12 protein-coding genes are annotated in these 13364 nt (G+C 45.2%); 6 read left to right on the forward strand and 6 right to left on the reverse strand.

What is annotated here, in order from left to right; all coding sequences use genetic code 11:
- On the forward strand, nucleotides 1-754 hold a 754-nt coding region (locus tag JUB14_RS18100), incomplete at its 5' end, for an endonuclease/exonuclease/phosphatase family protein (protein WP_207508137.1).
- An 82-nt stretch (nucleotides 755-836) separates the two neighbouring features.
- Here the strand turns inward: JUB14_RS18100 and JUB14_RS18105 are convergent.
- Nucleotides 837-2186, reverse strand: a complete 1350-nt coding sequence (locus JUB14_RS18105; RefSeq protein WP_207508139.1) for a DUF2254 domain-containing protein — start codon at nucleotides 2184-2186, stop codon at nucleotides 837-839.
- A 613-nt stretch (nucleotides 2187-2799) separates the two neighbouring features.
- On the opposite strand from JUB14_RS18105, the gene JUB14_RS18110 reads away from it, so the two are divergent.
- Both JUB14_RS18110 and JUB14_RS18115 read left to right on the forward strand, forming a co-directional pair.
- A complete protein-coding gene (locus JUB14_RS18110) occupies nucleotides 2800-3093 on the forward strand; it encodes a type II toxin-antitoxin system HigB family toxin (protein WP_207508141.1) in 294 nt (97 codons plus the stop codon).
- A 24-nt stretch (nucleotides 3094-3117) separates the two neighbouring features.
- The gene (locus tag JUB14_RS18115; RefSeq protein WP_207508144.1) at nucleotides 3118-3498 is read left to right on the forward strand and encodes a helix-turn-helix domain-containing protein; all 381 of its coding nucleotides are present in this window, start codon (nucleotides 3118-3120) and stop codon (nucleotides 3496-3498) included.
- A 382-nt stretch (nucleotides 3499-3880) separates the two neighbouring features.
- Here the strand turns inward: JUB14_RS18115 and JUB14_RS18120 are convergent, their stop codons facing one another.
- A complete protein-coding gene (locus JUB14_RS18120) occupies nucleotides 3881-4279 on the reverse strand; it encodes an IS3 family transposase (protein ID WP_207508146.1) in 399 nt (132 codons plus the stop codon).
- A gap of 250 nt (nucleotides 4280-4529) precedes the next feature.
- Complete coding sequence (locus JUB14_RS18125; RefSeq protein ID WP_207508147.1) at nucleotides 4530-4694, reverse strand: hypothetical protein; 165 nt, start codon at nucleotides 4692-4694, stop codon at nucleotides 4530-4532.
- A gap of 334 nt (nucleotides 4695-5028) precedes the next feature.
- Between JUB14_RS18125 and rhaT the strand changes: the two genes are divergently transcribed.
- From rhaT to JUB14_RS18140, 3 genes are all read left to right on the forward strand, one after another.
- A complete protein-coding gene (rhaT, locus tag JUB14_RS18130; protein ID WP_207508149.1) occupies nucleotides 5029-6081 on the forward strand; it encodes an L-rhamnose/proton symporter RhaT in 1053 nt (350 codons plus the stop codon).
- A gap of 97 nt (nucleotides 6082-6178) precedes the next feature.
- Nucleotides 6179-6490, forward strand: coding sequence for a DUF485 domain-containing protein (locus JUB14_RS18135; RefSeq protein ID WP_207508150.1), 312 nt, complete (start codon nucleotides 6179-6181; stop codon nucleotides 6488-6490).
- A gap of 39 nt (nucleotides 6491-6529) precedes the next feature.
- Nucleotides 6530-8101 (forward strand): sodium:solute symporter family transporter, encoded by a 1572-nt coding sequence (locus tag JUB14_RS18140; protein WP_207508152.1) that lies wholly within the window; start codon nucleotides 6530-6532, stop codon nucleotides 8099-8101.
- An 82-nt stretch (nucleotides 8102-8183) separates the two neighbouring features.
- Here the strand turns inward: JUB14_RS18140 and JUB14_RS18145 are convergent, their stop codons facing one another.
- From JUB14_RS18145 to JUB14_RS18155, 3 genes are all read right to left on the reverse strand, one after another.
- A complete protein-coding gene (locus JUB14_RS18145) occupies nucleotides 8184-9809 on the reverse strand; it encodes an NADP-dependent glyceraldehyde-3-phosphate dehydrogenase (RefSeq protein WP_207508154.1) in 1626 nt (541 codons plus the stop codon).
- An 88-nt stretch (nucleotides 9810-9897) separates the two neighbouring features.
- The gene (locus JUB14_RS18150; RefSeq protein ID WP_207508155.1) at nucleotides 9898-11340 is read right to left on the reverse strand and encodes an APC family permease; all 1443 of its coding nucleotides are present in this window, start codon (nucleotides 11338-11340) and stop codon (nucleotides 9898-9900) included.
- An 88-nt stretch (nucleotides 11341-11428) separates the two neighbouring features.
- On the reverse strand, nucleotides 11429-12760 hold the full coding sequence (locus JUB14_RS18155; RefSeq protein ID WP_229367999.1) for an MFS transporter: 1332 nt from the start codon (nucleotides 12758-12760) through the stop codon (nucleotides 11429-11431).
- Between the last annotated feature and the right edge of the window lie 604 nt (nucleotides 12761-13364).

Consider the following 13364-nt stretch of genomic DNA (forward strand, 5'->3'; position numbering starts at 1 on the left):
ATACAGTGATATTTACAGTGTTTCTACTACAACCACAGGGTGGCTCAGTTTACTCCGAAATGGGTGGCTCAATTTCACCGGAATTTACATCATAGCGAATGTACTGGTGGAAAACCGTCAGTCGGAGCCTTTTGTGCAGCAGGTGCGCCAGCTAAACCCAGAGTTGGTACTGGTCATGGAAGTGGACCAATGGTGGGTTGATCAACTAAAAGTCCTGAAAACGTCGTACCCCTACGTAGTAGAGTACCCTTTGGACAATGCCTATGGCATGGCCCTGTATTCTAAACTGCCACTGGAAGAACCTAACGTTGCTTTTTTAGATGATGAGCAGATTCCTTCTATTCACACCAAGGTCATTATGCCGGCTACCCGTAACTTTATGTTTCACGGGGTGCATCCGGTAGCTCCGGTACCGAGTGATAAATATCCGGATGGAAAGGGGGAGAAAGAGGTAAGTCTTTTGAAAGTAGGGGACATGGTGGCCAAAGAGAGACGTCCATCCGTCGTAGCGGGTGATTTCAATGACGTGTCCTGGTCAAGAACCTCAAGGCTGTTTGGTGACCGGGGCAGACTCTATAACATTAGGCTTGGCCGGGGCCTGTTCAACTCTTTTGATGCCAACTCCTACATAGAGCGCTGGCCCCTGGACCATATATTTGTGACCCGGGATTTTACAGTAGTAGAGCTTCAACGTTTACCTTATATCTACTCCGACCACTTCCCAATTTATGTCCGCCTAGCTTTGCAACAGTAGATACGCATGCAGTACATGAAGTGCCTTTGGTGCAGAATAGGGCGTAGCACCTGTTGCGCGTCGGATTGAAATAGCCGGTTGATTAGCGGGCAATGATTTCCTGGTAGAGCCCCTGAGCTTTTGCAACCATTTCGGCATCTTCTTCAACTCTTCTAATTCCATTCATAACGCTGCGGGCTTTTCGCTGTAGGGCTTCTTTGAAAGAAGGGTCCTTAATGAGCCGCAGTGCCTTTTGGATGTTCACCAGGATTTCTATGGACACATTTGTATTTGATAAGGCATATACCTGAATCTGATCAAAGCAAGAACTTACGATTCCCTGGTAGTTGTAGCTTTTCTTGATGATCCGAAGACGTTGCTGACTGTCATATTCGACCACCGCGGGAAACTGCTTACGAGCCAGTATAGACAGAGTAGCTCCTAGGTAGGATAGACAGGTAATGGCCGTATGAGGATCGTTGATACCGGGTGATAAGGCCCGAACGGCTACTTCTACTATTTGCCTGATTGGAAATTCAATTTCCTGCACAGAGGTTCGGTGTGTGCCTATAACAAAGAAGTTTAGTAGTTCTGATTCATCCTTTGACTGTACCCCCTGATAGTATAGCTCTGACACCGGCTCGTAGACCGCTATAAAATCGCCCACATGTACAAGTACATGTACAACAAGGCTTTTTTGTTCGGCCCACTGAACTAGACTCTTAAAATCAATGGTCTGGATATACCCTGTTTTTGCTGATTCTATCAGGCTTTTTTTGGTAAAACTTTGCTGCATCCGGATGAGTGCCTCATGCTGGGTGGTAGGATCAATCTCTTCGTTAGCATCCACCATAAAATCTTCAACGGCGGCCTGCAAATCTTTGAATGACGAAACAATGACACTTTCGGCTTGTATGGAGGAGGCCATGTGATGGATAAAGTAGATCAACACGCCCAGGCTCAGAATGGAAAGCAGAAAGCCAAAGACAACGGAAATCTTAGGAACAAACTCATCTTCATCTGATCCTCTTATCACCAGCAGTACCAGCAGCGCATAACAGAAGGTAGCGATGAAGGTGCCAATCACAACCTGATTTCCCCTGTCAGCAATAAAATTGCGTAGCAGACGGGGACCAAACTGACTGGAAGCCATTGTCAAAGCAACCAAGGTAATAGAAAAAGTTACTCCTGCAATGTTAACCATGGACGCTGCGATGGTAGAAAGCACCGATCGGGCTCCTTCCCGGTTTCCTCCGTAGAGAAACCAGTCAAAAGGCAGTTCACTATAATGTACCTGCTGATCCACTTTCAGTAAAGCATAAGCAAGAAGAAGGGAGCCCAGCGTCATCAGCGAAGGGATGAACCACAGGCCCGTTACGATCTTATGCCACAGTAGGTGGAAGCGGTTAAACAGACTACTTCGTGTTACGTCCCTTTTGTTAGCTTTCTCCATAAAAAACTTTATCTCAGGTACAGATAGTTGGATAAATTATGGTGGGCAGTGCTACTATACACAGACAGAAGCCGATTTGGCTACTGCTGTAGGTAAAACCGTATTACTGAGATGAAGTACATAATCTGCTATTTTAGAACGTCCAGCTATAGGAATTGTTTTGGTATATGCTTGCCCCCGCTGTCATTGTAAGGCCAGCATGCGGAGTTAGAAAAAAACGATCTGTCAGGTGCAGAAGTGAGATCTGCAGCGATTTTTGTACAGCATCTATTGTAGTGTTTTGTCCTGATAGTAGTTTACAACTTATGATTCTACTTCCGATAAATCCATTCTTTCGGCATCGACATGTTTAGTGGCGCACTGAGTACATTGGTGTTTTCACTGTTCTATAAGCGATACTATGTAACCTGAGGGTAAGTATCGTTAAGGATAGCACCTTCCACAGTACTATGCGAGATGAAAATATTTCGACCATAAAGTTGGCAAATTGCCAACTTTTAACTAGATTTGTACCGGGTTCTATAAAAGTGCTCTTTTGCTCTTATTGATAATATATAACTCTTGATGCTTATGGACAAGCAATGTTTTAAAAGTCCAAAACATCATTTTAGAAATGATTATTGTTTACGCCCGCAAGCTGGATCAGTTTGCTCAGAAGCATGCAGATGCTGGTAAAAGTTTAACAGCTTGGAAAACGGTTGTTAAAAGGTCTAACTGGAAAAAAGGAGCAGATGTCTTAGAGGATTTTCCGAAAGCGTCTATAATTCCAGGAAGCCGCGCCAGATTTAAAATTGTTGGTAATAAATATCGTCTGATCGTGGAGATCAATTATGATGACGGAATTGTAGAAGTAAGATTTATAGGGACTCACGCCGAATATGATAAGGTTGATGCTTCAACTGTTTGATCGTCGGTAGCTATACATAAATATATGAAAAACTTAAAATCAGACTGGTTCCTAATTGAGACTGAGCAGGATTATGATGCTGCTCTAGCTCGCTATGAAGAAGTTAAGTATGCAGAGAGAGGTACGTCTGAACATAAGGAAAAACTTTTGTTGGCGCATCTGATTTCCAACTTTGAAGAAAGGACAAGTGAACTGCCGGAAGTTGATCCTGTGGAGTTAATCAAAATCCGAATGAAAGATTTTGGCTACAAGCCTATCGATCTCGCCAATGAATATGGTGACAAAGGCACCATTAGCAAAGTGTTGAATTATAAGCAGGCTCTTTCATTGACCATGATTCGCAAGTTCAGCAGGTTATTACACATTCCAGCAGATGCTCTAATTGCTGAATATGAATTAAGATAATAGCTTTTTTGAACTAGAATGTGGCATAAGTATGGCCTTCAATACTCCTCCGTTTGAACTTGCTCTTATGCACTTTTCTCAGATCGGTAGTGGTAAATATTAAGGTGATTTGGATTTGTTGTAGTAGTTGATAAAGTTGAGGATTCGCCCAAAGTGACTGTCATCTGTTTTGGCAAAAGCTAATGTTTTTCTGGTTAGATGAGGCTGGCGCTGCCTGAGCGTATTGCGGCCCGCCGCTGCGGTTGAAGCGCTCTATATGAGCGGTGCCACCTGCTTTTTTGGTAGTGTCTATCCGCAGGAATGACCGCTATTGATGATTTCCGGCTTGCCATGTCGGGATACTGTTGCCTGCAAAAGCTCAGTCTGTGTTTCTTTTTCCAGGCTATTGGATAGCTGCCAGCCGACGATATAGCGGCTGTATAAATCCATAATGGCCGTCAGCCGGGTCGCCGGTGAGATACATAAATCCATGTTTCATAGGCACATAGCTGATATCCAAGGCCCATACCTGATTGGGACGGCAGATTTCAAGGTTTCTAAGCAAATATGGATGAATGTATTTCGCTTTCCCTAGACGACTAAGGTTACGTTTGGGGTAAATCGGCTCAATGGCCATTTTCCGTAGCAACCGACGAATGCGTTTGACATTGTAGTTCATCCCTTTTTCTGCCAGCTCATCTTGCATACCCAGTACGCCTAAAGTTGGATCAGACAAGAATAGTTTGTCCATCATTTCCATCAGCCTCAGGTTCTCTTCCGCTTCGGCGTACCGATTTTTCACCAGTAGGCCTATAATACAGTTGACTGTGGTTAATGTTCAGAATCTGCGCTTGCCGACGAATGCTTAGTGGATGACTATTGTCGATCAATGCCATACGCTCCTTCATAGACCGGCTTTTTTCAAGTTTTTTTTTAAATAGTCGTTCTCTACTTGAAGCTGACCGATCTGCTTAAAAAGATTGTCAACGTCAACAGAATCCTCTTCTTTTGAGGATTCATCTCCGAATGCCTTTTCTGCGCGTTCCAGAAATTCACGCTTCCAGGCCGATACCTGGGTTGGCCGGGTGGCCGGTGCCATGAATTTCAAATCGGGTGGCCAGTTCGCTCAATGATTCCCGCTCTTTCAAGGCCTCAACAGCCACCATTGCCTTAAATTTCGCTGTAAATTTCCTCCGGCTTTGTTTCATCTTCTTCATCGGTTTTATGTCAAGTTACTAAACTTAACCGATGGCCTCAAATTTGGGGAGTATTACAGGCTTGGCGCTCTCCCCTTATCCCTTCCAAATATGACCTTTCCCAAAACAGGTTCTGTTTAACATAAGAGAGCTAATAGAACAGGCTGTGAAGTGTGCAATTTACAACTGATTCGAGTTGATATAGATTAATGATACTAGAACAACCTTAAAGCTATAACTGCTAGCACATACCAACTCTGAAGGCTGGCAAATAATTCAGTTTTCTTTTGCCTCCCAGGGTCATTGTTAGGAAAAATCTGGATTGCTCCTTTATTTGCAACAAATACGTGGCAGCATGCAAGCTCTATTAGGGATAATTTATCATACTATTGGTGGTGGCTTTTCGGGCAGTTTCTATATGCCTTTCAATAAGGTCAAAGGCTGGTCCTGGGAGAGTTTCTGGATCATCGGTGGCCTTTTTTCCTGGCTTATTATGCCTCCACTGGCAGCTTACTTAACCATTCCTGATTTTACTAGTATCATTGACTCTGCCTCTTTTAAGGTTAAATCCATTACATTCTTTATGGGTTTGCTTTGGGGTATTGGTGGTCTAACCTACGGATTGGGCGTCCGCTACCTAGGTATGTCGCTAGGGAATTCTGTGGTCTTAGGCTTCTGCTCGGCATTTGGTGCCTTGGTACCATCCATATATTATGATTTTAATCCTGAAAGGGGAAAAGCCTCTTTTACTGAAATGCTGCGGTCAGGTGGAGGCCAATTAGTGTTGCTTGGGGTACTTGTCTGTATACTGGGAATTGCTATTTCTGGCAAAGCCGGCATGATGAAAGAACAGGAGCTTTCCGATGAAGCAAAGAAAGCCAGTGTAAAAGAATTCAGTCTAACAAAAGGATTGGTTATTGCTATTTTCTCCGGTATTTTGAGTGCCTTTTTCAATTTTGGCATTGAGGCAGGGAAACCACTGGCTGATCAGGCCGTTGTGCAAGGAGGTAATCCGCTGTTTCAGAACAATGTTACCTATGTCGTGCTGCTCTGGGGGGGACTGACCACTAACTTTGTATGGTGTATGTATTTAAATGCAAGGAATAAAACGTTTGGTGACTATACCAACCGCAACACTCCAATTGCGTCAAACGTCTTGTTTGCGGGTATAGCCGGTTCCATGTGGTTTTTACAGTTTTTCTTTTATGGGATGGGCGAGAGCAAACTTGGAAATGGGGCCAGTTCCTGGATTACCCATATGGCAACTATTATTCTGACGGCTAATTTTTGGGGCCTTTACCTTAAGGAGTGGGCGGGTGTTTCAACCAGAACCTTTAAAACATTTGTTGCTGGAATCGTTGTCATTCTGCTTTCCATTGTATTAGTGGGAATCGGCAATTCTTTATAAGTCATTTATTTAGGAAGATACGTAATAGGACTCTCAAAGTAGCTTAGGCTGCCAGGGGATATGAAAGAATTTTAGACTAAACATAGCTGCTTTTCTCATGGAAGCCCCACATTCCCAATACCCACACGAAGTCATTAACAGTCCTTCGTTCCGTCAGTTGGTGCGCCGCCGCTGGGCTGTTTCTATGGTACTCACGCTGGCCATGCTTACCGTGTATTTTGGATTTCTGTTAGTGGTTGCCTTTAACAAGTCCTTCCTGGCGCAGATGGTTGGTAAGAACCTTACTCTAGCCATTCCGGTTGGATTAGGGATTATTCTCTTTGCCTGGATTCTGACCGGTGTTTATGTATACTGGGCCAACAACCAGTATGACCAGGAGGTTGCAAAGCTCAAAGCCAAACTAAAGTAAAGTATCTTCTCTTCAAGCTCTCAACCGCTCATAACGCACATGGCTTTTGCCTCCCCATTACTCCAAGTGGCCCCTGCTTCTACCTTAGGCACCGCTAACCCCATTTCCATTGGCATGTTCTTTCTTTTTGTGGCCGTTACCATGTATATTACATACTGGGCTGCCAAGAGGACAAAGACCGGTTCAGAATTCTACGCCGCCGGGCGAAATATCTCGGGATTCCAGAACGGCCTGGCCCTGGCGGGTGACTACATGAGCGCGGCCTCTTTCCTGGGTATTGCGGGCATGGTCGCCACCAAAGGCTATGATGGTCTCATTTATTCGATTGGGTTTCTGGTGGGCTGGCCGCTGATCATGTTCCTGATAGCAGAGCCCTTGCGTAACCTGGGCAAATATACTTTCGCTGATGTGGTGGCTTACCGTTTGCGCCAGCGCCCTATCCGGATTGTCTCGTCAGTGGGTTCGCTGTTGACCATTGCCTTTTATCTTATCGCGCAGATGGTGGGTGCCGGAGGTCTGATCAGGACCTTGTTCGGCTTGCAATATGAAGTAGCCGTCGTTGTAGTAGGCATTGTGATGACGGCTTATGTCCTGTTTGGCGGAATGCTGGCCACTACCTGGGTGCAAATCATCAAGGCAGTGTTATTGTTGGGCGGGGCTACGGTGCTCGTACTGCTTTCACTAGCCCGGTTCGGGTTTAGTCCAGCCGCCCTGTTTGATTCTGTAACCTTGCAGTACGGTGAGGAAATGCTCTCACCCGGTGGTTATATTACTAATCCATTTGATGCCCTTTCGCTGGGCCTGGCCCTGATGCTGGGTACAGCCGGGCTGCCTCACATTCTGATGCGTTTTTATACTGTACCCGATGCCAAGGCCGCTCGTAAATCGGTGTTTGTGGCCACAGGCTTCATCGGGTACTTCTACCTGCTTACATTTTTGATCGGCTTCTCCGCTATGGCTCTGGTGGGTAAAACGCCCATTGAAAACATAGACAAGGGCGGCAACATGGCAGCTTTGCTTTTAGCAGAGCATACCGGCGGCACTGCTTTCCTGGGCTTCATCGCAGCGGTGGCTTTCGCTACTATTCTGGCCGTTGTGGCCGGACTTACCTTGTCAGGGGCTTCCAGCATCTCGCATGACCTGTATGTGCACGTGTTCAAAAACGGCATCTCTGATGAGCAGGGCGAAATGAAAGTAGCCAAACGTGCCACTATTGCCCTGGGTATTCTTTCTATCGTACTGGGACTGGTGTTTAAAGGACAAAACGTAGCATTTATGGTGGGCCTTGCCTTTTCTATTGCCGCCAGCGCCAACTTCCCAGCCTTGCTCATGTCCATCATCTGGAAGCGATTCACCACCAGGGGCGCGGTTTGGAGCATTGCTACGGGCGCTATCCTGTCTCTGGTCCTAATTGTCCTGAGCCCTACCATCATGGTCGATATCATGGGGCGGGATGAGGCTATTTTCCCGCTTAAAAATCCGGCGCTGGTCTCCATGTCCGGAGCTTTTCTGATGGGTATAGTAGTGTCACTTTTACAGCCTGAGCCTTCGGCTGCCGCCAAGTTTGAGTCTGAAAAACTCAGGACCTATCTGGGCGTGGGCTCAGAGTAAGCACAAACATTTTAAGTAAATACTTTTTGTTGAATAAGCTAAAGACCAATCCAGCCGCGGCTGGATTGGTCTTTAGAAGCTTTCAGAATAAAAATTTGGTGCTTAAAAAATTAGACTCATGGTGATTAACAATACCATTGAGCAATTCCTTGTTAATATCATTCAGCTTGGTAGCCACCAGAGATCGGATTGAAAAAGAACGTAAGGCATCGTGTACAGACAAGGTTCCTTCGGCGCTGTCCTTTCTTCCGGTAAATGGGAAAACATCTGGACCGCGCTGACATTGGGCGTTGATATTAACCCTGCTTACCAGGTTAACAAAAGAATCAATCAGTAAGGCGGTTTCTTTGGAATCATTACTAAAAATACTAACCTGCATGCCATGAGGAGAATCAATTTGGTAAGCAATGGGTTCTTCCAGGGTTTCAAAGGGGACTACAGGTATTACGGGTCCAAACTGTTCTTCACGGTAAAGCCTCATTCCCTCCGTGACCGGATATACCACCGCTGGATATACAAATGATTGAAAAGACTCACCTCCATTCGGATTGACAACCCGGGCACCCCTGGTAATAGCATCGTCTATACATGCTTTCAGGTACGCTGGTTTCCCGGGTTCCGCAACCGGAGTAATGGTCACACCCTTCTCCCAGGGCATTCCTATTGGTAGGTTTGCTATTCTCTCACTTAGCAGTTCAAGAAATTCTTCGGCTACTTCCCTATGTACATGAATAATTTTAATGGCCGTGCATCGCTGTCCATTGAATGATAAGGCACCTAGTATACACTCCGCAGCAGCCAGTTGTAAGTCTGCATTTTTGGTTATAATCGCAGCATTTTTGGCATCCAGACTAAGTACAGAACGCAGGCGGTTGATCTTTGGGTGGCGCTTTTTTAAATCATTGGCTACCTTACTTGAACCGATAAAGGCCAGTACATTGATTTTCCCCGTTTCCATTAAGCCAGGTGTTACATGGGCTCCACGGCCGTATACTGTATTCACTACCCCTTTTGGAAAGGATTCTTTGAAAGCAGTTAGCAGAGGATAGTGGACAAGGGTTCCATGCTTTGGGGGCTTAAACAAAAGGGTATTGCCCATGATGATTGCAGGAATCAGTGTAGTGAAGGTTTCATTAAGTGGATAGTTAAAGGGGCCCATACACAGGACAACGCCTAATGGCGAACGTCGTATTTGAGCCACAATTCCCTCCGCCATTTCAAAACGGGAAGACTGACGATCTATATCTTTTAGGGCATCGATGGTAAGGTTGATGTATTCTATGGTTCTGTCAAACTCCTTAGTAGAATCGGCTAATGATTTACCAATTTCCCACATTATAAGTTTTATCACCAGACTACGCTGTTGATCCATTTTATAAACAAACTTTTCCAGGCACTTAATACGCCCTTCAATACTCATGGTTGGCCATTCTCCCCGCCCATTATCGTAAGCAGCGATGGCAGCATCAAGAGCCTGCGCTGCCTCTTTCTCCGTAGCCAGTGGATAAGAACCCAAAAGCTTCTTTTTGTAGCCATCAACGGTACGTATACTGATGGGCGAGAAAACCTCGTGGACCTCCCCTGTCCATTCTACTAACTCCCCATTGATCAAGATTTCTCTTTGGTGAATTTCAGCAGGTAACTGGTAAGCTTCCGGAATTGCTTCTTCCTGTACAATCGTTTCTTGCAAACTGGTTAATAGGTTCATTTTAAATTAGTAGTTAGAAAAAGAATTAGTATGTATGGTTAGAAGAAGGATGGGCTGGATCGGCCAAACCTGGCTGTTTAGAGCTATTTTAAGTCCTTTTACGAGTTAGGAAGTAAATAGGAACACCTAAACCGGCAATAAGTAAGCCCATTCCCGTATCAAAGCGAGTTTTGGGATCTAGTAACAGAATCAGGCAAATACCAGAAGTGACTATAATATAGAAAGCAGGAACAAGAGGATAGCCAAAAGCCCGATACGGGCGTTCGGTCATAGGTTCCTTTTTCCTAAGAATAAAAATACCAATAATCGTTATAATATAGAATAGCAGAGAGCCGAACGTACAATAATTCAGAAGCTCCCCATACGAACCCGATAAACATAATAAACAGGCCCAGAGACACTGCATCCACAATGCTTTGGCGGGAACTGCCTGTTTATTTAGCTCCCCGGCCTGCTTGATAAATAGCCCTTCCCTGGCCATGGCGTAGTATAAGCGGGCCCCGGAAAGGATCAAGCCATTGTTGCAGCCAAACGTGGAAATCATAATCAGGATGGCCATGCTGCTGACGGACATATCTCCAAAAAAGACCTCCGCTGCGGCCGTTCCTACACGGTCATAGGCAGCAAATGAGATCCCTCTACCCAGTACATCCTGGGCAGTAGGCATTCCCAGAAGGGGTAAAAGAGACAGGTAAGCAATATTGCATAGTATGTAGATACAGGTAACAATCAGGGTGCCCAGAAACAGGCTGAGCGGAATATTCTTTTTTGGATTTTTTATTTCACCCGCTATAAAGGTGACGTTATTCCAGGCATCAGCCGAAAACAGCGAGCCAATCATGGAAACGCCTATAGCCATTAAAAGAGCAAGCCCTGAAAGCGGAATTATTGTTCCATCCGGATTGATTGAAAAGGCCTGCCAGGCATTAGAAAAATTATGTTCAAGCATACCCGTGCTGTTTCCCAGGGAGATTCCTATGACGATAAGAGCTACCAGTGCCAACAGTTTGGTTGAAGTGAATATATTCTGAATCCATTTCCCCATCTCTACCCCCAGGCTATTGATGTAAGTAAGCAGAATTATACTCCCCATCGCAAATACAGAGGAAGTATTAATTGAGAGTGGACCAAGGTTCAGGATAACATTTTCGGGGTTCAAGGCTGGAATAAAAACGGCGGTAAATTTAGTAAAGGCCACGGCTACGGCGGCAATGGTCCCGGTCTGGATGACGGTAAAGACCGTCCAGCCATACACAAACCCCAGGAGAGAATTATAAGCCCGCTGTATATAGACAAATTGTCCACCCGCCTTAGGCATCATGCCGGCTAGCTCGCCATAGCTTAACGCTGCTGCTATGGTAATGATACCCGTTAAAATCCAGGTGAACAGTAGCCAGCCTGAAGACCCCAGATTGCGGGACATATCGGCGGTTACAATAAAAATGCCCGAGCCGATCATAGACCCCGAAACAATGAGTGTTGAATCAAACAGTCCCAGGGACCTGTTGAATTCTGAGTGGTCTTCTTTCATGTGTTAGTAAAGTGCCAGGAGGGTAATGATTAAATTGGTTTCAAAAGAGTTCGCGTTAAGCCTTTTTTGTCTTTACGCTGGGTCATGCTTAGGACAGGTTGCTACTGGGAGCAAGAGGTAGAGTTTCAACGGCGACCCGCTCAATTTTACCCACCAAAAATATATATGAGCAGGCTCCCAGGATTCCCAGTGCACCAATAAATACCAGAGCGGGTTTGAAATCCCCATCCTGCACCAGAAAGCCAATCACGATGGGTACTACAATAGAAGCCAGATTGCCCATGAAGTTAAAAACACCCCCTGTTAATCCGATCAGATGCCGTGGGGAGAGTATAGAAACAAATACCCAGGAAATCAGGGCCATACCAGCACCAAAGAAAGACAAAGCCATAAAGAAAATGATTATGGTGGTATCATTACTATAGTTTGCTCCGATAATACTGACCGAAACGATCAGACCGATAATGATAGGGAGCTTTCGGGCCAAACCGGCTGACTTTCCTTTTTTTACCAGATAATCTGATAGAAATCCAGATAGCAACAACCCTGCGCAGGCCGCCAGAAAAGGCACTGAAGCCAGGTAGCCGGATTTGATAAAGTCCAGTCCCCGGTACTGAACCAGATAGGTAGGAAACCAAGTCAGGAAAAACCACAAAGTTGCATTTACGGCAAACTGTCCAATATAGACGCCCCAAAGAGTCCGGCTGGAAAAAACGATCATTAGATTACTCCATTGCCAGGCAGTAGCTTGGTTTCCACCGGGTTTTCTGCCATTGAATAAGCCTCCTCCTTCCTCAATATAATCTAATTCGGCCTTATTGACCGACGTATGATCCAGCGGGTCTCTATAAAGAAGATACCATATTCCTCCCCATATCAGACCAATCAATCCAGTTACCATAAACAGCCCCTTCCAGCCCAAGTAGAACTGAATAGTTACCAGCAGGGGAGTCAGGAACGCTAAACCAATAAATTGACCGGAAACGTACATAGCAATAGCCGAAGCTCTTTCCTGTTCGGGAAACCAGCTGGTAACAATCCGGTTATTGATGGGATAAGAGGGAGCTTCAAAGGCACCGGTGGCCAGCCTGAGGGCAAATAGCCCGGCGAAGCTTCGAACGAAGCCCTGAAAAAAGGTAGCCATTGACCAGGTAATCAGGCAAAACCCGTACATCACGCGGGGACCAAACCGGTCAGCTAGTAGTCCTCCGGAAATCTGTAGAAAGGCGTACGTCCAGCCAAAGGCAGAAAAGATTAGGCCCATCTCCACCGAAGATAGGTTGAGGTCTTTGCCAAGTGCTGCTCCCGCCACGGAAATATTACTCCGATCCAAATAGTTAATGACGACGTTTACAAATACTAGACCCAACATGCTGTAACGAACGCGGGTCTTCTTGGTAGTGCTGCTAGGTGCTTCCATGAGGGAGGGATGTGAAAAAGTAGTATAGATTTAAAATGGCAAAAACTAATCCTACCTGATGGTCAGGAATAAAATGTTAATAACAGATTTATCCAATACCTTGCCCCAAGAATAAGGGACCATACCGGTTAGAATAAAAGGATTTAAACCCAGTTAACCCGTATTACCTGCCGGTTAAAAGAGTTGAAACAGTATGAAGACGTGAGATAAGTTAAATAGAAGGTAAGCTAGGGAGCGTTAGTAACTATATACATACCAAAGATTCTTTGGAAAGTACAAAACAAAAAAATGGGTACTAAGGCCGTTACCTCCGCAAAGTAAATAGAGCTGGCATCTCCTATTTGCTGGGATAAAAAGTAGAAAAGATGGGTAAAAAAGAAAGAGAGGGTTTGTGTAATAACTGCATAGAGAAATTTATTCCCTCCTGCTATGGAGGCTTCTGCAGAGCTGGCTTTGTTTCCCTGATATTCTAGTTGATGATGTACCTGGTTCCTTGAAAAGTAAGGCTGAACATCTATTGGAAATACTGGTAGGCCTATACAAGACACCTTTATAGCTAAGGCGAAATTTAGTTGGTCATCCTGTGCATAAGGCTTACGGTCAA

The sequence above is a fragment of the Telluribacter humicola genome (assembly GCF_017355935.1).
GTDB classification, from domain to species: Bacteria; Bacteroidota; Bacteroidia; order Cytophagales; family Spirosomataceae; genus Telluribacter; species Telluribacter humicola.